This is a genomic window from Streptomyces lasalocidi, from assembly GCF_005280215.1.
Lineage (GTDB): Bacteria > Actinomycetota > Actinomycetes > Streptomycetales > Streptomycetaceae > Streptomyces > Streptomyces longwoodensis.
Genome location: NZ_SZNQ01000001.1, coordinates 5,826,821 through 5,847,734, shown reverse-complemented (window position 1 = coordinate 5,847,734; position 20,914 = coordinate 5,826,821). Strand labels below are relative to the sequence as shown.

Here is a 20,914-nt window from a genome sequence, read left to right as displayed (position 1 = left end):
GATGCGCACGGCACCGGTGGACGTGACGCGCACGGAGGCCGCGCCGGGGCCGGTGGCGGTGGTGTGGGGACTGCTGGTCCTCAACACCCTCGGCTCGGCCGGGGCGAAGACCATCGTGCCGCTGCCCCGCTCGCTCATCCAGATGGTGACGATGGGCTCGCTGATCGCCGCGTTCACGCTGGCGCTCGCGCTGAACCTGCGGCTGCGGGTGCGCTCCAGCGCCTTCCTGCTGCTGCTCACGCTGCTGCTGGCGCTGAGCGTGATCTCCAGCGTGCACCTGGAGTCGGGGTTCGGCGCGCTGTTCCGCTGCTTCCGGCTGGCCGTGTTCGTCGGCACGCTGTGGCTGGTCAGCCGCTGGTGGGACGGTGACATGACGTTCGTGCGGCACCACGTCCGGATGTACTTCGCGGTGCTCGGCTCGGTCGCCGCCGGCCTGGTGCTGTCCCCCGGCGCCGCCCTGCCCGACCTGTACGGCGGGCGGCTGGTGGGCGCGCTGTGGCCGCTCACGCCGCCGCAGATCGGCCAGTACGCGGCGGTGATCATCGGGCTCACCGTGCTGCTGCTGATGGGCCGCAGGACCGACCGGACCAGCGCGGCCGTGGTCATCGTGCCGTCGATGGTGCTGCTCGCGCTGACCCACACCCGCACCGCCACCCTCGGCCTGCTGATCGGGCTGGCGCTGGCCATCGGCTCGCTGGTGCTGACCAGCGCCGCCGCCCGCCGGTTCTTCGCCTGGGCGGTGGTGGGTGGCACGGTGACCGCGGTGGTGCTCGGCTCCGCACTGCAGGCGTGGTTCCTGCGCGGGCAGAGCAAGGAGAACTTCACCAGCCTGACCGGCCGGGCCAAGGTCTGGGACGCGCTGCTGTCGGCGCCCCGCAGCACCTCGGAGTACCTGTTCGGGGTGGGCCTGGGCGACAAGTCGTTCGGCGGCCTGCCGATCGACAACAGCTGGCTGGCCGTCTACAACGAGCAGGGCGCCCTCGGCGTGGGGCTGGTGGCGGCGATCGTCCTGGTGCTGGGCGGCGTGGCGCTGCTGCGGCCGCCGTCGCTGGCGCGGGCCTGCGCGATCTTCCTGATCAGCTACTGCGCGATCGCGTCGTACACCGAGGCCGGGCTGGGCGACGCCTCCCCGTACCTGCTGCACCTCACGGTGGCCGCCTCGCTGCTGGCGACGCCCGTCCCGGCCGGTCCGCCGCCGGCGCCCGGGGTCCCCCGACGACGCGTCCCGGGGTGGGCCCGGAGAACGGAAGTGTCCTGACCATGCACGTCCTCGTGGTGCACAACCGCTACGGCTCGGCGCAGCCGAGCGGCGAGAACAAGGTCGTCGACCAGGAGGTGGCCCTGCTGCGCGAGGGCGGCCACCGGGTCGGGGTGTTCGAGCGGCGCAGCGACGACATCGCCGCCCGGTCGCTGCCGGGCAAGGTCGCGGTGCCGCTGCTGGTGCCGTGGAACCCCGGGGTGCGCACGGAGCTCGCCGCCCGGCTGCGCGCCGAGCGGCCCGACGTGGTGCACGTCCACAACGTCTTCCCGCTGCTGTCGCCCGCGGTGCTGGCCGCCTGCGCCGACGCGGGCGTGCCCGCCGTGGCGACGCTGCACAACTACACCCAGGTCTGCCCGCCCGGCACCCTCCAGCGGGACGGGCGGCCGTGCGCCGAGTGCGTCGGGGGCACGCCGCTGCCCGCCGTGCGGCACGGCTGCTACCGCGGCTCCCGCCTGGCGACCGTGCCGCTCGCGGTCAGCCTGTCGGCCAACCGGCGGCGGTGGTGGTCCGGCGTGGAGCGGTTCCTGTGCATCTCGGCCGCCCAGCGCGACGTCCTGGTCCGCGCCGGGATGCCGGCCGGACGGCTCGCTGTGAAGCACAACTTCGTGCCCGACCCGGGCACCGTGCGCACCGGGCCCGGCGAGCACCTGCTGTTCCTGGGGCGGCTCGCGGAGGCCAAGGGCGTACGGCTGCTGATGGCCGCGTGGGACGCGCTCGCCGCCGACGGCGGGGTGGGCGTGCCGCTGGTGATCGCCGGGACGGGCCCGCTGGAGCCGGAGGTGACCGACTGGGCGGCCGGCCGGGACGACGTGCGCTACGTCGGCCTGTACGACACCGCGCAGTGCCGGGAGGCGATCGCCCGGTCGGTGGCCGTGGTGGCGCCGTCGACCTGGCTGGAGGCGTTCGGGCTGGTGGTCGTGGAGGCGATGGCGGCCGGTGTGCCGACCGTGGCCGCCGGACACGGCGCCTTCGTCGAACTCGTCGAGGACGGGGTGACCGGCCTGCTGCACCGGCCGAACGACGCCGCGTCGCTCGCGTCCCGTCTGCGCCGGATCACGGCGGCGCCGGACGGGGGCCGGGAGATGGGGCGGGCGGCCCGGCGCCGGTACGAACAGGACTTCAGCCCGGCCGTCGGGCTGGAGCGCCTGCTGGAGGAGTACCGCACCGCGATCGCGGGGCGGTCGGCACTGGCTCGCGGCGGGGACTCCCGCGCGGGCAGGGGGGATGGGGACAGCAGATGACACGATGCCGACTGTGCGGCTCGGAGGCGATGGCGAGCGTCGTCGACCTCGGCGCCACACCACCGTGCGAGAGTTTCCTCGCCGCGGACCAGCTCGACCGGCCGGAGCCGGCGTACCCGCTGCACCTGCGGGTGTGCACCGACTGCTGGCTGGCGCAGATCCCGCCGCTGATCACACCGGAGGAGACGTTCCAGGAGTACGCGTACTTCTCCTCGTACTCGACGTCGTGGGTGGAGCACGCGCGGGCCTTCGTCGACGGCGCGGTCGGCCGGCTGGGCCTCGGTCCCGACGCGTTCGTGGTGGAGGTCGCGAGCAACGACGGGTACCTGCTCCAGCACGTGGTGGACCGGGGGATCCGCTGCCTGGGCGTCGAGCCGTCGGTGAACGTCGGGGCCGCGGCGCGCGAGGCGGGCGTGCCCACGCTCACCGCGTTCCTCGACCCGGACACGGGCGCCGGGGTGCGCGCCGAGCACGGCCCGGCGGACCTGGTCGTCGCCAACAACGTGTACGCGCACATCCCCGACGTCATCGGCTTCACCCGGGGCCTGCGCGCCCTGGTCGCCGACGACGGCTGGGTCTCGATCGAGGTGCAGCACCTGCTGACGCTGATCGAGGAGAACCAGTACGACACGATCTACCACGAGCACTTCCAGTACTACACGGTCGCGGCCGCGATCCGGGCCCTGGCGAGCGGCGGACTGGCCCTCGTGGACGTCGAGCTGGTGCCCACGCACGGCGGCTCGATCCGGCTGTGGGCCCGCCCCGAGGAGGTGGCCGGCGAGCCCAGCGACCGGGTGGCCGACGTGCTGGCCCGGGAGAAGGCCGCCGGGCTCCAGGAGCTGTCCGGGTACACGGAGTTCTCCGCCCGGGTGGCCAAGGTGCGCCGCGACCTGCTGAAGTTCCTCATCGAGGCGGCCGAGCGCGGCGAGACGGTGGTCGGCTACGGCGCCCCCGGCAAGGGCAACACCCTGCTCAACCACTGCGGCATCCGGCCCGACCTGCTGCCGTACACGGTCGACCGCAACCCGTACAAGCACGGCCGGTTCACCCCCGGCACCCGCATCCCGGTCCTGCCGCCCGAGCAGATCGCCGTCGACAGGCCCGACTACGTGCTGGTGCTGCCGTGGAACCTGCGGGCCGAGCTGGTCGAGCAGCTGTCGTACGTGCACGAGTGGGGCGGCCGGCTCGTCTTCCCCATCCCGGAACTGAGCATTGTCGAGGTGACGTCATGAAGGTCGTGCTGTTCTGCGGCGGTTACGGGATGCGGATGCGCAACGGGTCCGCCGACGACGTGCCCAAGCCGATGGCGATGGTCGGTCCGCGCCCGCTGATCTGGCACGTGATGCGCTACTACGCGCACTTCGGGCACACCGAGTTCATCCTGTGCCTCGGCTACGGCGCCCACCACATCAAGGACTTCTTCCTCAACTACGAGGAGACGACGTCCAACGACTTCGTGCTGCGCGGCGGGCGCACGGAGCTGCTGTCCACCGACATCGCCTCCTGGACGATCACGTTCGTGCAGACCGGCGTCGAGTCGCCGATCGGCGAGCGGCTGCGCCGGGTGCGGCCCTACCTGGACGGCGACGAGATGTTCCTCGCCAACTACGCCGACGTGCTCACCGACGCCCCGCTGCCGGAGATGATCGACCGGTTCTCCCGGCGCGACGCGGGCGCGTCGATGATGGTGGTGCCGCCGCAGTCGTCGTTCCACTGCGTGGAGCTGGGCGAGGACGGCCTGGTCGGCGGGATCACCCCGGTGAGCGAACTGCCGCTGTGGGAGAACGGCGGCTACTTCGTGCTGCGCCAGGAGGTCTTCGACCACATCCCCGAGGGCGGGGACCTGGTCGCCGACGGCTGCGCACAGCTCGCCAAGCAGGGGCGGCTGGTGGCCCACCAGCACCGCGGCTTCTGGAAGCCGACCGACACGGTGAAGGAACGCGCCGCGCTCGACGAGGCGTACACCCGGGGCGAGCGCCCGTGGGCCGTGTGGGAGCAGGACGACGAGGGCCGGCGTGCCGCCGTGAGGACCGCGTGATCCGGCTCGGCGCGGGGCGCGTCGACCGGGTGGTCGCGGTGGGCGCGCACTGCGACGACATCGCCATCGGCGCCGGCGGCACCCTGCTGACGCTCTGCCGGGCCCGGCCGGGCCTGCGGGTGGACGCGCTGGTGCTGACCGGCGGCGGCGGGGAACGCGAGGAGGAGGAGCGGGCCGCGCTGGCCGCCTTCTGCCCGGGCGCCGACCTGCGGCTGACCGTGCTCAAGCTGCCCGACGGGCGGGTCCCGGTGCACTGGGACGAGGCCAAGGCCGCCGTCGAGGAGCTGCGCGGGCAGGGCGACCCGGACCTGATCCTGGCCCCGCGCACCGACGACGCCCACCAGGACCACCGCCACCTGGCCCAGTTGGTGCCCACCGCCTTCCGCGACCACCTGGTCCTCGGCTACGAGATCGTCAAGTGGGACGGCGACCTCGGCCGTCCGACGGCCTACCAGCCGCTGTCGCCCGAGACCGCCGAGGACAAGGTGCGCCTGCTCCAGGAGCACTACCCCTCGCAGCGGGGCCGGCCCTGGTACGACCGGGAGGCCTTCCTCGGGCTGGCACGGATCCGCGGCATCGAATGCCACGCGCGCTACGCCGAGGCGTTCGCCGTCACCAAACTCACGCTCAACCTGGGGGGTTGAACCATGCGCGTACTCCTGACCGGACACCAGGGCTACCTGGGGACCGTGATGGCCCCGGTCCTCGCGGCCGCCGGGCACGAGGTCGTCGGCCTGGACGCCGGCCTGTTCGCCGACTGCGTGCTGGGCCCGCGGCCCGCCGACCCGCCCGGGCACCGGGTGGACCTGCGCGACGTCACCGCCGAGCACGTGGCGGGGGTGGACGCGGTGATCCACCTGGCGGCGCTGTCCAACGACCCGCTGGGCGCGCTGGCGCCCGACCTCACCTACGACATCAACCACCACGCGTCGGTACGGCTGGCCCGGCTGGCCCGCGACGCCGGGGTGGGCCGCTTCCTGTACGCGTCGACCTGCTCGGTGTACGGCGCCGCCGGCGGCGACGAACTGGTGGCGGAGGACGCCCCGTTGCGCCCGGTGACGCCGTACGCGGAGTCCAAGGTGCGCGTCGAGGACGACCTGCACGAGCTGGCCGACGGCGACTTCAGCCCGGTGTACCTGCGCAACGCCACCGCCTTCGGGTTCTCGCCCCGGCTGCGCGCGGACATCGTGCTGAACAACCTGGTGGGCCACGCGCTGCTGTCCGGCGAGGTGCTGGTGCTGTCCGACGGCACCCCGTGGCGCCCGCTGGTGCACGCGGCCGACATCGCGCGGGCGTTCACGGCCGCGCTGACCGCGCCGCGCGAGGCGGTGCACGACCGGGCGTTCAACATCGGCAGCGAGACCAACAACGTGACGGTCGCCGAGATCGCCGGGCAGGTCGCGGAGGCGGTGCCGGGCTCCGAGGTGGTCATCACCGGCGAGAACGGCGCCGACCCGCGGTCCTACCGGGTGGACTTCTCCCGGTTCCGCGCGGCCGTCCCGGGCTTCGACTGCGAGTGGACCGTCAAGCGCGGCGCGCTCGAACTCGCCGACGCCTACCGCGCGCACGGGCTGACCCGTGAGGCCTTCGAGCAGCGCTTCACCCGGCTGGCCGTGCTGCGCGCGGCGTCCGGGGCGGGCACGGTCGACGACACCCTGCGGTGGCGCGCGTGACCGGAACCGGCGAGGAGATGTACGCACTGGTGGAGCGGATGTACCCGCTGTGCCGGAGCATCACCGGCGACGGGGTGCGCGCCACCCTGGACATCGTCGGCGAGTACATCCCGCTCCAGCGGCACGAGGTCCCGACGGGCACCCAGGTGCTCGACTGGACGGTGCCCCAGGAGTGGAACATCCGTGACGCGTACGTCGCCGACGCCACCGGCCGCCGGGTCGTCGACTTCGCCGCGTCCAGCCTGCACGTGCTCGGCTACAGCGTGCCGGTGGAGCGCACCATGCCGCTGTCCGAGCTGCGCGCGCACCTGCACACCCTGCCCGAGCAGCCGAAGTGGGTGCCGTACCGCACGAGTTACTACCGGCCCGACTGGGGCTTCTGCCTGGCGCAGGAGACCCTGGACGCGCTGCCCGACGGCGACTACGAGGTGCGGATCGACTCCACCCTCGCCGACGGGCACCTCAGTTACGCCGAGCACGTGGTGCCCGGCCAGGTGTCCGACGAGGTGATCGTCTCCAGCCACGTCTGCCACCCGTCGCTGGCCAACGACAACCTGGCCGGCATCGCGGTGGCGACGTTCCTGGCCCGGGCGCTGGCGGAGGGCACGCCGTACTACACGTACCGGTTCCTCTTCGCGCCCGGCACCATCGGCGCGATCACCTGGCTGGCCCGCAACGCGGAGCGGGTGGAGCGGGTCAGGCACGGTCTGGTGCTGGCCTGCGCGGGCGACTCGGGGCAGCTGACGTACAAGCGGAGCCGGCGCGGGGACGCGGGGATCGACCGGGTGATGCGGCACGTGCTCGAGGCGTCCGGACGCCCGCACCGCGTCACCGGGTTCACCCCGTACGGCTACGACGAGCGCCAGTTCTGCTCCCCCGGGTTCGACCTCGGGGTGGGCTCGCTCAGCCGGACCCCGTACGCCGGGTACCCCGAGTACCACACCTCGGCGGACGACCTGGGCTTCGTCTCGCCCGGGGCGATGGCGGACACGCTCGCCGTGTGCCGGGAGGCGTTCGCCGTGCTGGACCGCGACCGGGCGTACGTCAACCTCAGCCCCTACGGCGAACCCCAGCTGGGCCGGCGCGGGCTGTACGACGCGCTCGGCGGCCGCAGCGACGCGAAGGAGGCCCAGATGGCCATGCTCTGGGTGCTCAGCCTCTCCGACGGCGAGCACGGCCTGCTGGACGTCGCCGAGCGCTCCGGGCTGCCGTTCGAAACGGTCGCCGCGGCGGCCGACGCGCTGCACGGCGCCGGACTGATCAAGGCGTGAGACCGATGACCACCGAGGGGGAGAAGACGGCGCCGCCGGCGCGGGAGACCGCGCCGGCCGGGCGCAGCGCCCGGCGGGCCCTCGCCGGGCGGCTGTCCTGGGGCCTGGCCGACCAGGCGGCCTCCAGCATCAGCAACTTCGTGGTCGGCATGTACGTGGCCCGCTCGCTGGGGGTGACCGCGTTCGGCGTGTTCAGCCTGGCCTGGGTGACGTACGGCGTGGTCCTGAACGTCTCGCGCGGGCTGGCCACCGACCCGCTCGTGGTGCGCTTCAGCGGCGTGCCGGAGGACTCCTGGCGGGCGGCGGTGGTCCGCTCGACGGGGACCGCGCTGGGCGTCGGCACGGCCATCGGCGCGGTCTGCGCGGCCGCCGGCCCGGCGGTCGGCGGACGGGTCGGGCCCGCGTTCCTGTGCCTCGGCCTCACGCTGCCGGGGCTGCTGCTGCAGGACGCCTGGCGGTTCTCGTTCTTCGCGGCCGGCGCCGGCCGCAAGGCGTTCGTCAACGACCTCGTGTGGTGCGTGGCGCTCGTCCCGGCCATGGTGGTGGCGGCCCACGTGGGCACCGTGGCCGCGTTCGTGCTGGCCTGGGGCGCCTCCGCCTGGGTGGCCGCCGGGTACGGCTGCCTCCAGTCCGGCGTGCGGCCCGGTCCGGCCCGGGCCCGCGGGTGGCTGCGCGAGCAGCGCGACCTGGGCTACCGGTACCTGGTCGAGAACGTCAGCCTGAGCGGCGCGAGCCAGCTGCGGGCGTACGGGCTCGGCGCGATCGTCGGGGTCGGCGCGGTGGGCGCGGTGCGGGGCGCCGAGCTCCTGATGGGCCCCTTCCTCGCCGTGCTGATGGGCCTGTCGCTGGTCACCGTCCCGGAGGCGGCCCGGGTGCTGCGCCAGGCCCCGCACCGGCTCCGCCCGTTCTGCCTGCTGCTGGGCGGCGGCCAGGCCGGTGCCGCGCTGCTGTGGGGCGGGGCGCTGCTGCTGGTGCCGGACCGGCTCGGCGAGCTGGCGCTCGGCGACGTCTGGTCCTCCGCCTCGCGGCTCATCGTGCCGATCACCCTCGGTGTCGCGGGCGCCGGCCTGGGCACCGGCGCGGCGGCCGGGCTGCGCGCGCTCGGCGCGGCCCGGCGCAGCCTGCGCTGCCAGCTGTTCGCGTCCGCCGCCTACGTCGGCGGCGGCCTCGGCGGGGCGGCCGCGGCCGGCACGGTCGGCTCGGCCTGGGGCGTCGCCGCCGCGACCGTCGGCGGCTCGGCCCTGTGGTGGCTCCAGCTGCGCTCGGCCCTGCGCGAACGCCCCCTCCTGTCCGTTCCCGAAGTGAGGACCCCATGACCGCGCACCCCAGGCTGAGCATCGGCCTGCCCGTGTACAACGGCGAGGAGTACCTCGCCGAGTCGTTCGACGCCCTGCTGGGCCAGACGTACGAGGACTACGAGCTGGTCGTCTCCGACAACGCCTCGACCGACGGGACCGAGGACATCTGCCGCCGGTACGCCGCGAAGGACTCGCGCATCCGGTACCTGCGGCTGCCCCGGAACATCGGCGCCACCCCGAACCACAACCACGTGCTCGCCGAGGCGCGCGGCGAGCTGTTCAAGTGGGCCTCGCACGACGACCTCTACGGCCGGGACCTGCTGGAGCGCTGCGTGCGGGCGCTGGACGAACACCCGGACGTCATCCTCGCGCACACCGACCAGGCGGTCATCGACGGCGAGGGCCGGGTGACGGTGCCCTACGCGTACACGCTCGCCACCGGTTCGCCGCACGCCCCGGAGCGCTTCCGCAGCCTGCTGTTCGAGCCCGGCGGCGACGACTTCTACGGCGTGATCCGGACCGACGTGCTGCGCCGGGTGAAGCCGATGGACAGCTACCACCACGCCGACCGCACCTACGTCGCCGAACTGACCCTGCACGGGCGCTTCCACCAGGTGCCGGAGCTGCTGTACTTCCGCCGCGACCACCCCACCCGCGCCGAGCGGGCGAACCCGTCCAAGCGCTCGCGGTGCGTCAACCTGGACCCGCGCCGCGCCGGACGGCTGCACCCGACGCCCCGGCTGCTCGCCGAGTACGTCTGGGGCTTCTTCTCGGCCGTGCGGCGGGCGCCGCTGTCCCCGGCCGACCGGCGGGAGTGCTACCGCCACCTCGCCGCGTGGATGACCAGCCGGGCCCGGCCGGGCGCCGGCGAGCGGGTCGAGGACCGCGCCCCGGTCGACCCGGACCGGGTCACCGTCTCCGTCGACGCGCTCGTCGCCGGCCGCGAGGGGCGGGCATGAGGCGTGCGCCCCGGGTCGGGGTGTTCGGTCTGCTCGGCTCGGGCAACCTCGGGAACGACGGGTCGCTGGAGGCGGTGCTCGGGTACCTGCGCACCGCGCACCCCGGGGCGTCCGTGGACGCGCTGTGCGGCGGGCCGGAGGCCGTAACGGCCCGGTTCGGGATCCCGGCGACCCGGCTGCACTGGTACCGCGGCGAGTACCGGACCGCCTCGCGGGCCGGCGCGGTCGTCGGCAAGGGCCTGGGCAAGCTGGTGGACGCCGTCCGCACGGCCGCCTGGGTGCGCCGGCACGACGTGGTGATCGTGCCGGGCATGGGCGTCCTGGAGGCCACGCTGCCGCTGCGGCCGTGGGGCTTCCCGTACGCGCTGTTCCTGCTCTGCGCGAGCGGCCGGCTGCTGGGCACCCGGGTCGCGCTGGTCGGCGTGGGCGCCGCCCCTATCGGCAACCGGTCGACGCGGGCCCTGGTGCGCTGGTCGGCGCGGCTGGCTGCGTACCGCTCGTACCGCGACGCCCCGTCCCGGGACGCGATGCGGGCGATGGGCGTGGACACCTCGCGCGACGAGGTCCACCCGGACCTCGCGTTCTCCCTGCCGGTCCCGCCGGCCGACCCGGCGGCGGCTGCCGCGGGCCGGGTCTGCGTGGGCGTCATGGACTTCCACGGCGGCGACGACGACCGCGCCCGTGCCGACGAGATCCACGCGCGCTACCTGGACGGCACGATCCGCTTCGTGCGCGCGCTGGTCGAGGAGGGCCGGCCGGTGCGGCTGCTCACCGGCGACCGGTGCGACGCGACGGTGGTGGCGGCCGTCCTCGACGCGGTCGGCTCCCCCCTGGTCACGGCCGCCGAGACCACGTCCCTGGCCGACCTGATGGCCGAGACCGCGTCGGCCGACGCCGTGGTGGCGATCCGCTACCACAACCTGATCTGCGCCCTGAAGACCGCGACGCCCACGCTCGCCGTCACCTACGCGGCCAAGAGCGACGCGCTCATGGCCGCCATGGGAATGGACGCCTACCGCCACCCGGCGCGCGCCCTCGACCCCGAGCGGCTGCTCGAACAGTTCCGGGCGCTGGAGAAGCACGCCCCCGAGCTGCGCCGCACCCTCACCGAGCGCAACGCCGCCGCCGCACGGCGGCTGGAGCACCAGTTCACCGCCCTGACCGCGGCCCTGTTCCCGGCCGCCGGCCCCACCCCCAGCCCGCGGGAGAGCGCATGAAGGCCATCGAGGTCCCGGAGATCGACGGCGCGTACCTGTTCGAGCCGACGCCGTACGCCGACGAACGCGGCTTCTTCTGCCGCACCTTCGACGCCGACGTGGTCCGCTCGGTGGGCATCGACCCGGCCGCCTTCGTCCAGGACAGCCTGTCCCGCTCGGTGCGGGGCGTGCTGCGCGGACTGCACCTGCGCTCCGGCGCGGGCGAGGCCAAGCTGGTGCGCTGCTCGTCCGGCGCCGTCTTCGACGTGGTCGTGGACCTGCGGCCGGACTCGCCCACCTACCTGGGCCGGGCCTCCTTCGAGCTGTCCGGCGACACCCAGGTGACGCTGTACATCCCGGCGGGCTGCGCGCACGGCTTCCAGGCGCTCACCGACACCGCCGACACGTCGTACCGCATCGACCGCCCGCACGACCCGGCCGAGGACGTGACGATCGCCTTCGACGACCCGGAGCTCGCCATCCCGTGGCCGCTGCCGGTCACGTCGATGTCCCAGCGGGACCGCGGGGCACCACGCCTCGCCGAGTTCCTGAAGCAACGCCAGAGAGGATGAAGTCGGCTTGGACACTGGAGAGTTCCACCTGCCCCGCTCGCGGGCGGCGAACGAACGACTGCACAGCCTGATCCCCGGGGGCGCCCACACCTACGCCAAGGGCGACGACCAGTACCCCGAGCACCTCGCCCCGGTCATCAGCCACGGCCGCGGCGCCCACGTGTGGGACGTCGACGGCAACCGGTACGTCGAGTACGGCTCCGGCCTGCGCTCGGTCAGCCTCGGCCACGCGCACCCGCGCGTGACGGAGGCGGTGCGGCGGGAGATCGACCGCGGCGCCAACTTCGTGCGGCCGTCGGTCGTGGAGCTGGAGGCGGCCGAATGCTTCCTGGCCACGGTGCCGACCGCCGAGATGGTGAAGTTCGCGAAGAACGGCTCCGACGCCACCACCGCCGCGGTGCGCCTGGCCCGTGCCGTCACCGGGCGCCCACGGGTCGCCCTCTGCGCCGACCAGCCGTTCTTCTCCGTCGACGACTGGTTCATCGGCACCACCCCGATGTCCGCCGGCATCCCCGGCCCGACCAACGAGCTCACGGTGACCTTCCCCTACGGCGACCTGGCCGCCACGGAGGAGCTGCTCACCCGGTACGAGGGCGAGGTCGCCTGCCTGATCCTGGAAGCCGCCACCCAGACCGAGCCGCCCGCCGGGTACCTGGAGGGCCTGCGCGCCCTGGCCGACAAGCACGGCTGCGTTCTGGTCTTCGACGAGATGATCACCGGTCTGCGCTGGTCGGAGGCGGGCGCCCAGGGCCTGTACGGCGTCGTCCCCGACCTCTCGACGTTCGGCAAGGCGCTCGGCAACGGCTTCGCCGTCTCCGCGCTGGCCGGGCGCCGCGAGCTGATGGAGCGGGGCGGGCTGCGGCACGCCGAGGAGCGGGTGTTCCTGCTGTCCACCACGCACGGCGCGGAGACCCACTCCCTGGCGGCGGCGACGGCCGTGCTCCGGACCTACGTCGAGGAAGGCGTCACGGCCCGTCTGCACGCGCTCGGCGAGCGGCTGGCCGCCGGGGTCCGCGAGGCCGCTTCCGCGATGGGCGTCGGCGACCACGTCGTCGTGCGGGGCCGGGCCAGCAACCTGGTCTTCGCCACCCTCGACGAACGGGGCCGCCCCTCGCAGGAGTACCGCACGCTGTTCCTGCGCGGCCTCCTCGCGGGCGGGGTACTGGCGCCGTCGTTCGTGGTGAGCAGCGCGCTCGACGAGGCGGACATCGAGCACACGGTGGACGCGGTGGCCCAGGCGTGCGCGGTGTACCGCAAGGCGCTGGACGCCGGCGACCCGACGCCCTGGCTGGGGGGCCGCCCGGTGAAACCGGTGTTCCGCCGCCGGGCCTGAGGCGCCGTCAGCCGGGCCGCCGGCCGGGCGGGCGGTCGGCCGGCCGGTCGACGAGGCGGTCGACCAGGCGGGCGGCGGCTGGTGTCACCGCCAGCGCGGTGCACCAGCCGCCGAGGGCGTCCGTCGGGTAGTGAGCGCCCAGGGCGACCTGGGCCCAGCCCATCGCGGCCCCGGCCACCAGGGACGCGCCCAGCACGAGGGCCGAGCCGGCCGCCCGGCCCGGGCGGCGCCGGCCGGTCACGACCAGCGCCACCGCGAGGGCCAGCGCGGTGGCGAAGGCGGTGTGCCCGCTCGGGTAGGAGAGGTTGCCGGGGCCGTGGATGGTGCGGCCCACCACGTGCTTGAGCACGGTGGCCGTCCCCACGGCCGCGCACGCGGCGGCGACGACGAGCAGCGCCCCGCGGGGCCGCCGCAGCAGCAGGCATCCGGCCACGAGCGCCCCGACCAGCAGCACGGAGCCGACCGGCTCCCCCAGGAAGTCCAGGACCCGGGCGGGGTAGCGCCAGGGCGGCCGCACGCTGTCCGCGGTCGGGTCGACGAACCACCGGTCCACCCGCCCGGGTGCGCCGTGTCCGGCGTACATCACCCCGAGCACGGCGACCACGAGGGCGGCGAGCACGGCGACGGTCCCGAGGAGCGGCCGCAGCGGGGGCGGCAGCACGGGGTCGGACCCCTCGCGCGCCCCTGGTGCCGTCCTGGTGGTCGCTCCCCCCATGGAGCCCTCCCCTGTTCACCCCCGGCCCCGGACGGGAGCCACCGGCCACCCTAGCCAACGGGCGGACCGGTGGCAGCCCCGCCGCCGGCTCAGCCGGTCGTCAGGGTGGCGTCGTCGACGACGAAGCTGGTCTGCAGGCTGGCGTCCTCGGTGGCCGTGAAGGTCAGCGTGACCTGCCGGCCGATGTACGGGGTGAGGTCCAGGCTCCGCTGCGTGTAGCCCGCGGCCGCGTTCGCGTTGGAGTACGACTGCTTCGCGGTCCCGTCGACCTTGACCTGGAAGGTGTCGTAGGCCGTGGAGCCCGACTCGGCGGTGTCGATGTGCAGCCAGTACTTCAGCGTGGCCGTGGTGCAGCCGGCCGGGACCGTCACCGTCTGGGTGAGGGCGTCGGTGGCCGCGTAGCCGTAGCCGGCCAGCCACGCGTACCGGGTGCCGGAGTGCGCGCTCTGGCCGCTGAAGGTGCCGATGGAGCCGGTGTCACCGGTCCAGGGCGAGGCGCCGCTCTCGAAGCCGCCGTTGGCGATCACCTGCGTCGCCGTGCAGCCGCCCGCACCGGTGACCGTCAGCGTGAACGGCGCGGTGTGGGTGGTGGTGCCGGTGCCGGTGACCGTGAGGGTGTACGTGCCGGGCGGCACCGCGGAGCCGACGGTGACCGTCGCCGTGGCGGAGGCGCCTGAGGTCACCGAGGCCGGGCTGAAGGAGACCGTGACGCCCGACGGTGCGCCCGAGGCCGACAGGTTCACCGTCTGCGCGGAGCCGTTGGTGGTGGCGGTGGACACGGTGGTGGTCAGGGAGGTGCCCGGCGCGGTGCTGCCGGAGGCGGGGCTCACCGCGAGGGAGAAGTCGTTCGCGGGGACGGTCGTCGAGACCGCCTGCGTCCACAGCGTGTAGGCGACCCCGTCGGCGCTGCGGTCCAGGCCGGTGGCGTTGATGTTGGCGGTGGTGTCGCAGGAGGAGTGGTAGCAGCTGTCGTACGCCGCGCCCGCCGTGCCGCCCCACTTGGCGGCCTGCGCCGAGGTCTTGCGGGCGCTCGCCCCCATCGCGTAACCGGAGGTGGGGATGCCGTAGTTCTCGAAGGAGTAGTCGTCGGAGCGGCCCGCGCCCTCGACGTTCTCCTCGGGCTGGAGGTTCAGCGAGTCCCAGTACGCCTTCATCGGCGCGGCGGCCGCCGAGGTGATGTGGTTGATGAAGTAGCCGCCGTTGCGTGAGGCGACCATGTCGAAGTTGTAGTACGCCTTGATCGCCGAGCGCTGCGCGGTGGTCAGCGAACGGGCGTAGAAGTCGGAGCCGTTGAGGCCCTGCTCCTCGTCCGTCCACCAGCCGAAGCGGACGCGGGCGGCCATCGTGGGGTTGGTCTGGGCGAGTTTCAGGGCGACTTCCAGGAGGGTCGCGCTGCCGGAGCCGTTGTCGTTGATGCCCGGCCCGGCGGCGACGCTGTCCAGGTGGGAGCCGAACATGTAGACCTTCGACGCGTCGCCCTTGGGCCACTCGGCGATCAGGTTGGGGCCGGCGCCGCTGGTGCAGCCGGAGGTGCAGGCCTGCTCCGAGACGGTGTAACCGGCCGCCTGGAGCTTGCCCTTCACGTAGGCGACCGAGTCGCGGTAGCCCTGGCCGGTCGACCTGCGGGTGCCGCCGTTGCGGCCGGCGATGGCGTTCAGCTCGGTCAGGTGCGCCTGGACGTTGGTGACGTCGATGTCGGGGGCGGCCGCGGCGAGCGCGGCGGGGGCCGACGGCGTCGCGGTGCGGTGGCTGTCGGGGGCGGGCGCGGCGCTCGCGGGCAGCGCGGCGAGGCCCAGGGTCGCGGCCAGGGTGAGGCCGGTCAGGGTCAGGCGGGCGGGGGTGCGGCCGGCCGCAGTGGAGCTGGTCGGGACGGATCGTCGGAACACCGTGTGTCCTTCGTGAGGTGGCGGAGGGCGGGAGGCGGGGCGTGGGTGGCGCCCCTCCTCCCGCCCGGCGGTGTCAGCTCGTGGTGTCAGCTCGTGGTGAGGGTGGCGTCGTCGACGACGAAGCTGGTCTGCAGGCTCGCGTCCTCGGTGGCGGTGAAGGTGAGGGTCACCTGCTGGCCGAGGTACGGGCTGAGGTCGAGGCTGCGCTCGGTGTAGCCGCCGGCCGCGTTGGCGTTGGAGTACGACTGCTTGGCCGTGCCGTTGACCTTGACCTGGAAGGTGTCGTACACCGTGGAGCCGGACTCGGCGGTGTCGACGTGCAGCCAGTACTTCAGCGTGGCCCGGGTGCAGCCGGCCGGGACGGTCACCGTCTGGTTGACGGTGTCGGTGGCGGCGTAGCCGTAGCCGGCGAGCCAGGCGTAGCGGGTGCCGGAGTGGGCGCTCTGGCCGCTGAAGGTGCCGATGGCGCCGGTGTCACCGGTCCACGGCGACGTGCCGCTCTCGAAGCCGCCGTTGGAGATGACCTGGGTGGCGGTGCAGCCGCCCGCGCCCTTGACGGTCAGCGTGTACTGCGCGGTGTGGTGGGCCACGCCGTCACCCTGGACGGTGATCGTGTAGGTACCCGGGACGGCCGACGAGGTCGTGGCGACCGTCATCGTGGAGCTGCTGCCCGAGGTGACGGAGGCCGGGCTGAAGGAGACCGTGACGCCCGCCGGGGCGCCGGTGGCGGTCAGGGCGACCGTCTGCGCGCTGCCGCTGGTGGTCGTGGTGGCGACCGTGGCGGTCGCGGAGGCACCCGGGTCGACGCTGCCCGTGGCCGGGGTGACCGACATCGAGAAGTCCTGGCCGGGCGTGCCGCTGCAGGTGGGGTCGGCGGTCTGCGCGGGGACGCTCACCGCGTCCCAGGCGGCCTTGGTCCTGGTGAACAGGGCGCAGGTGGCGTCCAGGTTCTTGGCCGCGGTCAGCGTGGCGGTGCGGTACTTCTTGTAGGTCATGCCGCTGGTCTTCAGCAGCATGCCGCCGTAGAAGACCTTGCCGGCGTTCTGGATGCCGATGCCGGTGACCGTGGAGCTGTTGCAGGTCGGGCTGGAGGGCTTGCCGCCCCCGGGGTTGGAGCCCTCGGCCAGCAGGTAGAACCAGTGGTTCAGCGGGCCCGCGGCGGCGTGCACCTCGGTGCTCGGGATGGCGGACGACCAGCAGTTGGGGTCGCCGAGCTTGGAGGGGTCGTACATGTTGCGGATCGGCCCCTGGCCGACCAGGTTGATCATCTCGCCGACCAGGTAGTCGCCCGGAGTGTCGTACGGGGCGGGCTCGTTGGCGTAGGCCTCGGTCAGTGCGCCGAAGATGTCGCCGGTGCCCTCGCCCAGGCCCGCCTCGTTGTTGGCGCCGCCGGGCGTGTACTGGTCGATGCCGTGGCCGAACTCGTGGGCCGTGACGTCCATCGCGGCGATCCACTCGTTCGCGTTGTTGTGGCCGATCGAGATGCTGGAGCCGTCCCAGTAGGCGTTGACGTCGTTCAGCCCGACCTTGACCGGCCAGCTGCGGCCGTTGCCGTCATGGCCGTTGCGCCCGAGCCAGTCCCGGAGCATGTTCCATTCCTTCTGCGCCCCCCACATCGCGTCGACGCAGCCGGTCTCCTTGCTGGTGGGGTTGCCGGTGCCCCAGGAGTCCGTGGACTTGGTGAAGACCGAACCCGTGCTGTAGTCGGCGCAGGTCAGCCCGGGGCGGTTGGGGTCGCGCAGGGAGTACGAGCCGCCGGAGGCGGTGGTGTCGATGGACAGCGGGCTGGGGCCGTTCCACTTGCTGGTGCCGCTGCCGGCCCGCACGTCGTCCTGGGTGCCCAGGACCTTGCCGGTGAGGGCGTCCACCCAGACGTGCAGGTGGCTCGGGGCGGTCCGGGTGGCGCCGGTCAGCACGGTCTCCCAGGCGAGGCGCGCCCGGTCGCCGGCCACGCGGACGACGAGGCGGGGTGCCTGCGCCTCCTGGACGGTCGGGAGTTGCGCACGGCTGGTCCGTTCGGCGGCCGCCGCGCTGACCCGGGCCGTGGTCGCGACCGCGATCTTCGCCTTGGTGGCCGAGGAGGCGGCGCGGACGCGGCCCTTGCCGTCGGCCAGGACCACGGCGTCGCCGCCGACGACCGGCAGGCCGCGGTAGGTGCGTTGGTAGGCGATCGAGTAGAGCCCGCCGACCCAGGGGGTGACCTGCCCCCGGTCGTACCGCTCGGAGGGGCCCTTGGCCAGGACGTCGAATCCGCTGGTGGCCGCCTTGTCGGCGGCGGCCACCGCCAGGCTGCGCGGGGTGGGCGCCGGGTCGGCCGCGGCGGTCGTGGGTGCGCCCGCCGCGAAGGCGGTGGCGGGTATGACCGCCGCGCCGAGGGTCATCGCCAGCGCGACGCCGACGAGGGTGTGTCTTCTGGGCACCGTGGCTCCTTGTGGGGTGGTGATCCAGGTGGGCGGTCCGGCCCTCGGTAAATCATGCGCATGTCAATCAGGGAGTCGAGGTGCCGGACCGTTCGGAGGTCTGCCCCCCCATCCCCTCGACGGCCTCCGGTGCTGCGCGGAACGGGGAGTGCGCACCGGAACGCGAGGAGTTGGACGGGCGGCGAAGAGACTAGCGACAGGCCGGCCCCGCCGGTCCTGTCCGAATTCGGCGCGTCCGCTACCGGCCAGTGCCATTGCCGGGCATATCCGGCCGGACCGCGTCTCTGGCCTCCCCCCGACGGGCGCCCGTATCGTGCCCGCATGCGAGCGGCAGAGAGACCTCAGGGCAGTCGGCAGCCCACCGCCTCGGAGCCCAGGGAGGCCTACCTGGCCCTGCTCGAGCGGATCGCGGCGTCGGGGGCACGGGACTTCACGGCGGAGCGGGGCGAACTCGGCGACATATCCGCGGAGTTAGCGGGGTGGCTGAGGGACCGGCGGCTGGTGGATCCGGACGGTGAGCGGCTCAATCCCCCGGAACGGGCCATGCGCACCGTCCTGCTCGAACACGGGCGGCGGCTGCGCGAGACGGCCGAGGAACTCGGCCGCGAGACCCGCGCGCTGGAGGACCTGCTGTCCCTGCTGACCGCCCCGCGGCACGCCTCCCGGGAGGCGGTGGAGCTGGAGTACTTCACGGACCGCTCGCTCACCCGGCAGCGGCTGGAGGCGCTGGACTCGGTCGGCACGGACGAGTTCCTGGCGATGCGCAACGGCTTCCCCGACCCCCGGGTCCTGGAGTCCAGCCTCGGCGCTGACCTGGACATGCTGGCGCGCGGGGTCACGATGCGGATGCTGACCTCCCAGCAGGCCGTCCGGTCACAGGCGTCGGCCCGCTACCTCCACGCCCTCGCCGAGGCCGGGGTCGAGGTGCGGGTGGCGCCCACGGTGCCGCTGCACATGAACATCCTGGACCGGGCGACGGTCGTCATCGGAGCGGGGCCGGGACCGCAGGGCGAGGGCGGCGACATCATCCTGCACAGCGCGCACGTCGCCCAGGGCTTCGTCAAGGTCTTCACCCACGCCTGGGACCCGGCCCAGCCGCACACCGAGCGTCAGGCCGGACGCGGGCGGGCCGCCTGCGAACTGTCCGCACAGGAACGTGAGGTCCTGGTCCTGCTGGCGACCGGGGCCAAGGACGAGACCATCGCCCGCCGGCTGGCCTGCTCCGACCGCACGCTGCGCCGCCTGCTGAACCAGATCATGGAGAAGCTGGGCGCCTCCAGCCGGTTCGAGGCCGGGGTGACCGCCGCCCGGCTGGGCCTGGTGAGCTGACGGCGACACCCCCCGGGCGCAGGGGGAACCCCGGCCGCCGCACGGCCGGGGTTCCGCGGTGCGGGGACCTGGAGGGTCAGCGCTGCAGGGTGAGGACGCCCGGCCGCCAGGGCAGCTGGTCGTAAGGACCGCTCGCGCTCGGGGACTTGCCCTGGTAGAGGAACTGCAGGTTGCAGGGGTCGATGGTCATGGTCTGGTCGGGGTTGTTGCGGACCAGGTCACCGTGGCTGATGTCGTTGGTCCAGGAGGCACCACTGTTGGCCTTGCCCGCGAAGGGGTTGCTCTCGCTGGCGGCCTGCGGGGTCCACGAGCCGCTCAGGCTGGAGGCCGTGAAGGAGCGGAAGTAGCGCCCGTTGGCGCCCATCGCCTCGACGATCATGAGGTACTGACTCTTGCCCTGCACCTTGTACACCTGGACGGCCTCGAACAGGTTGGCCTGGGTGTCGCTCATGACGGTCGTGTACGACGAGCCGAAGCTGCCCGGGAAGTTCCCGATCGGCATGCTCGCGCGGTAGATCTTGCCGTTGTCACCGGCGAAGAACAGGTACATGTTCTGGCCGTCGGCGATCAGGGTCTGGTCGATCGGGCCGGTGCCCGAGCCGGAGATGCTCCCGGTGAACAGCGGCTGCGGGGCGGACCAGCCGTTGGGGTTGGTGGGGTCGCTCGACGTGCGGTAGATGAACGGCCAGGCACCCCACTGGTAGGCCAGCACCCAGATGTTCTTGGGCGCGAAGTAGAACAGCGTGGGCGCCACCGCGGACTGGTTCATCGCGGTCTGCCCGGTCGACGCCATGTCCGACCAGTTGGTGAAGGGCTTGAACATCATCGACCCGTACGACGACCCGGACACGTTCGACGCGTAGACCAGGTGCTTGCCGTTGTAGGTCACGTTGGTGAAGTCCTTCACGGCGGCCCACCCGTTGGCGGGCTGGGCCAGGGCGCCGGTCGAGCTCCAGCGGTACGTCGACGGCAGGGAGCAGCCGTCGGTCGGCGGCGTCCCGGACAGGCCGGTCCACTTCTGGTTGCTGCCGCCGTTGCACGTCCCGATCTGCACCGCCGTGCCGTTGGCCGTCCCGGCGCCGGCGGCCTCCAGGCACAGCCCGGACTCCACGCCGACGACCGTGCCGTCGGAGCCGACCCGCCACTGCTGGTTGGCGCCGCCGGAACAGGTCCAGATCTGCACCCGGGTCCCGGCCGTGGTGGCGTGGCCGGGCACGTCCAGGCACTTGGTGCCGTACACGGTGAGCTGGTTGGCGTCGGTCAGCGTCCACTGCTGGTTGGTCCCGCTCCAGCAGTCGTAGAGCTGCGCGAGCGTGCCGTCGGTCTGGCCGCCGCCCACGACGTCGAGACACCGGTTCGAACCGACGCCGCGCAGGGCGCCGGTGGAAGCCGCCTGGGCCGGGGTGGCGACGAGCATCGCCGCCAGGGCGGCCAGGACCGCGACCGCGGCGGCCAGCACCGCGGACGGATGCCTGCGGCTGAAACTTCCTCTGTGCATGGGGACTTCCTCAACCTCGAGTGGACGTTCGGAATGTCGAACAAGAGTCGAGCGGTCGAGCAACCCGATGATTGAGAAGCGGACGGGTGGCGTCAATACCCCTCGCACGGATCGCGGCCGTATGCGAAACATTCGCGAGGAAAGTCGCACGCGGGGCGCGAAATCGATCAACGGTCCCGAACCCCGGCGACAACGTTGGCACTCCTGCCTCCGTACCACGGATT

General features: G+C 73.5%; 15 protein-coding genes and 2 pseudogenes. 13 read left to right on the top strand and 4 right to left on the bottom strand.

Annotated features, from left to right (window positions below; all coding sequences use genetic code 11):
* Position 1: 1 nt before the first annotated feature.
* The 12 genes from E4U91_RS26365 to E4U91_RS26310 are packed head-to-tail and all read left to right on the top strand — an operon-like array spanning position 2 to position 12,842.
* Positions 2-1,258 (top strand): O-antigen ligase domain-containing protein, encoded by a 1,257-nt coding sequence (locus tag E4U91_RS26365; RefSeq protein WP_137309120.1) that lies wholly within the window; start codon positions 2-4, stop codon positions 1,256-1,258.
* 2 nt (positions 1,259-1,260) lie between these two features.
* The gene (locus E4U91_RS26360) at positions 1,261-2,502 is read left to right on the top strand and encodes a glycosyltransferase (RefSeq protein WP_137309119.1); all 1,242 of its coding nucleotides are present in this window, start codon (positions 1,261-1,263) and stop codon (positions 2,500-2,502) included.
* On the top strand, positions 2,499-3,734 hold the full coding sequence (locus E4U91_RS26355) for a class I SAM-dependent methyltransferase (protein ID WP_137309118.1): 1,236 nt from the start codon (positions 2,499-2,501) through the stop codon (positions 3,732-3,734). The genes E4U91_RS26360 and E4U91_RS26355 overlap by 4 nt, the downstream gene beginning before the upstream one ends.
* Entirely contained in the window at positions 3,731-4,540 is an 810-nt protein-coding gene (locus E4U91_RS26350) for a sugar phosphate nucleotidyltransferase (protein ID WP_137309117.1), read from the top strand. The genes E4U91_RS26355 and E4U91_RS26350 overlap by 4 nt, the downstream gene beginning before the upstream one ends.
* Positions 4,537-5,184, top strand: a complete 648-nt coding sequence (locus E4U91_RS26345) for a PIG-L deacetylase family protein (RefSeq protein WP_137309116.1) — start codon at positions 4,537-4,539, stop codon at positions 5,182-5,184. Before E4U91_RS26350 ends, E4U91_RS26345 begins: the two co-directional genes overlap by 4 nt.
* Before the next feature lie 3 nt (positions 5,185-5,187).
* Positions 5,188-6,213: an NAD-dependent epimerase/dehydratase family protein gene (locus E4U91_RS26340; protein ID WP_137309115.1), complete on the top strand. Its 1,026-nt coding sequence runs from the start codon at positions 5,188-5,190 to the stop codon at positions 6,211-6,213.
* Positions 6,201-7,484, top strand: a complete 1,284-nt coding sequence (locus E4U91_RS26335) for a DUF4910 domain-containing protein (protein ID WP_137309114.1) — start codon at positions 6,201-6,203, stop codon at positions 7,482-7,484. The genes E4U91_RS26340 and E4U91_RS26335 overlap by 13 nt, the downstream gene beginning before the upstream one ends.
* A 5-nt stretch (positions 7,485-7,489) precedes the next feature.
* Positions 7,490-8,800, top strand: coding sequence for an MATE family efflux transporter (locus tag E4U91_RS26330; RefSeq protein ID WP_137309113.1), 1,311 nt, complete (start codon positions 7,490-7,492; stop codon positions 8,798-8,800).
* Positions 8,797-9,741: a glycosyltransferase family 2 protein gene (locus tag E4U91_RS26325; protein ID WP_137309112.1), complete on the top strand. Its 945-nt coding sequence runs from the start codon at positions 8,797-8,799 to the stop codon at positions 9,739-9,741. Before E4U91_RS26330 ends, E4U91_RS26325 begins: the two co-directional genes overlap by 4 nt.
* Positions 9,738-10,958 (top strand): polysaccharide pyruvyl transferase family protein, encoded by a 1,221-nt coding sequence (locus tag E4U91_RS26320; protein ID WP_137309111.1) that lies wholly within the window; start codon positions 9,738-9,740, stop codon positions 10,956-10,958. Before E4U91_RS26325 ends, E4U91_RS26320 begins: the two co-directional genes overlap by 4 nt.
* Positions 10,955-11,509 (top strand): dTDP-4-dehydrorhamnose 3,5-epimerase, encoded by a 555-nt coding sequence (gene rfbC, locus E4U91_RS26315; RefSeq protein WP_137309110.1) that lies wholly within the window; start codon positions 10,955-10,957, stop codon positions 11,507-11,509. Before E4U91_RS26320 ends, rfbC begins: the two co-directional genes overlap by 4 nt.
* Before the next feature lie 7 nt (positions 11,510-11,516).
* Entirely contained in the window at positions 11,517-12,842 is a 1,326-nt protein-coding gene (locus E4U91_RS26310; RefSeq protein WP_137309109.1) for a glutamate-1-semialdehyde 2,1-aminomutase, read from the top strand.
* A gap of 7 nt (positions 12,843-12,849) precedes the next feature.
* On the opposite strand, the gene E4U91_RS26305 is transcribed toward E4U91_RS26310, so the two are convergent.
* The 3 genes and pseudogenes from E4U91_RS26305 to E4U91_RS26295 form a co-directional block, all read right to left on the bottom strand.
* Positions 12,850-13,557: a phosphatase PAP2 family protein gene (locus E4U91_RS26305; RefSeq protein ID WP_137309108.1), complete on the bottom strand. Its 708-nt coding sequence runs from the start codon at positions 13,555-13,557 to the stop codon at positions 12,850-12,852.
* 89 nt (positions 13,558-13,646) lie between these two features.
* A pseudogene (locus E4U91_RS26300) lies at positions 13,647-15,260 on the bottom strand (M28 family metallopeptidase); the annotation flags it as partial.
* A 731-nt stretch (positions 15,261-15,991) separates the two neighbouring features.
* Positions 15,992-17,824, bottom strand: a pseudogene (locus E4U91_RS26295) (M4 family metallopeptidase); the annotation flags it as partial.
* 360 nt (positions 17,825-18,184) lie between these two features.
* Here E4U91_RS26295 and E4U91_RS26290 point away from each other — a divergent pair.
* Positions 18,185-19,192 carry a helix-turn-helix transcriptional regulator gene (locus E4U91_RS26290; RefSeq protein ID WP_168218158.1) on the top strand — a complete coding sequence of 336 codons (1,008 nt, stop codon included), beginning with the start codon at positions 18,185-18,187 and terminating at the stop codon, positions 19,190-19,192.
* Positions 19,193-19,268: 76 nt separating this feature from the next.
* Here E4U91_RS26290 and E4U91_RS26285 read toward each other — a convergent pair whose 3' ends face one another.
* The gene (locus tag E4U91_RS26285; protein WP_137309106.1) at positions 19,269-20,690 is read right to left on the bottom strand and encodes a non-reducing end alpha-L-arabinofuranosidase family hydrolase; all 1,422 of its coding nucleotides are present in this window, start codon (positions 20,688-20,690) and stop codon (positions 19,269-19,271) included.
* Between the last annotated feature and the right edge of the window lie 224 nt (positions 20,691-20,914).

Excerpts from the sequence above, each read along its gene's own strand:
- E4U91_RS26320 (WP_137309111.1), top strand. The coding sequence starts at position 9,738 with ATGAGGCGTGCGCCCCGGGTCGGGGTGTTCGGTCTGCTCGGCTCGGGC.
- E4U91_RS26290 (WP_168218158.1), top strand. The coding sequence starts at position 18,185 with ATGCGAGCGGCAGAGAGACCTCAGGGCAGTCGGCAGCCCACCGCCTCG.
- rfbC (WP_137309110.1), top strand. The coding sequence starts at position 10,955 with ATGAAGGCCATCGAGGTCCCGGAGATCGACGGCGCGTACCTGTTCGAG.
- E4U91_RS26285 (WP_137309106.1), bottom strand. The coding sequence starts at position 20,690 with ATGCACAGAGGAAGTTTCAGCCGCAGGCATCCGTCCGCGGTGCTGGCC.
- E4U91_RS26360 (WP_137309119.1), top strand. The coding sequence starts at position 1,261 with ATGCACGTCCTCGTGGTGCACAACCGCTACGGCTCGGCGCAGCCGAGC.
- E4U91_RS26330 (WP_137309113.1), top strand. The coding sequence starts at position 7,490 with ATGACCACCGAGGGGGAGAAGACGGCGCCGCCGGCGCGGGAGACCGCG.
- E4U91_RS26355 (WP_137309118.1), top strand. The coding sequence starts at position 2,499 with ATGACACGATGCCGACTGTGCGGCTCGGAGGCGATGGCGAGCGTCGTC.
- E4U91_RS26325 (WP_137309112.1), top strand. The coding sequence starts at position 8,797 with ATGACCGCGCACCCCAGGCTGAGCATCGGCCTGCCCGTGTACAACGGC.
- E4U91_RS26305 (WP_137309108.1), bottom strand. The coding sequence starts at position 13,557 with ATGGGGGGAGCGACCACCAGGACGGCACCAGGGGCGCGCGAGGGGTCC.
- E4U91_RS26365 (WP_137309120.1), top strand. The coding sequence starts at position 2 with ATGCGCACGGCACCGGTGGACGTGACGCGCACGGAGGCCGCGCCGGGG.
- E4U91_RS26350 (WP_137309117.1), top strand. The coding sequence starts at position 3,731 with ATGAAGGTCGTGCTGTTCTGCGGCGGTTACGGGATGCGGATGCGCAAC.
- E4U91_RS26340 (WP_137309115.1), top strand. The coding sequence starts at position 5,188 with ATGCGCGTACTCCTGACCGGACACCAGGGCTACCTGGGGACCGTGATG.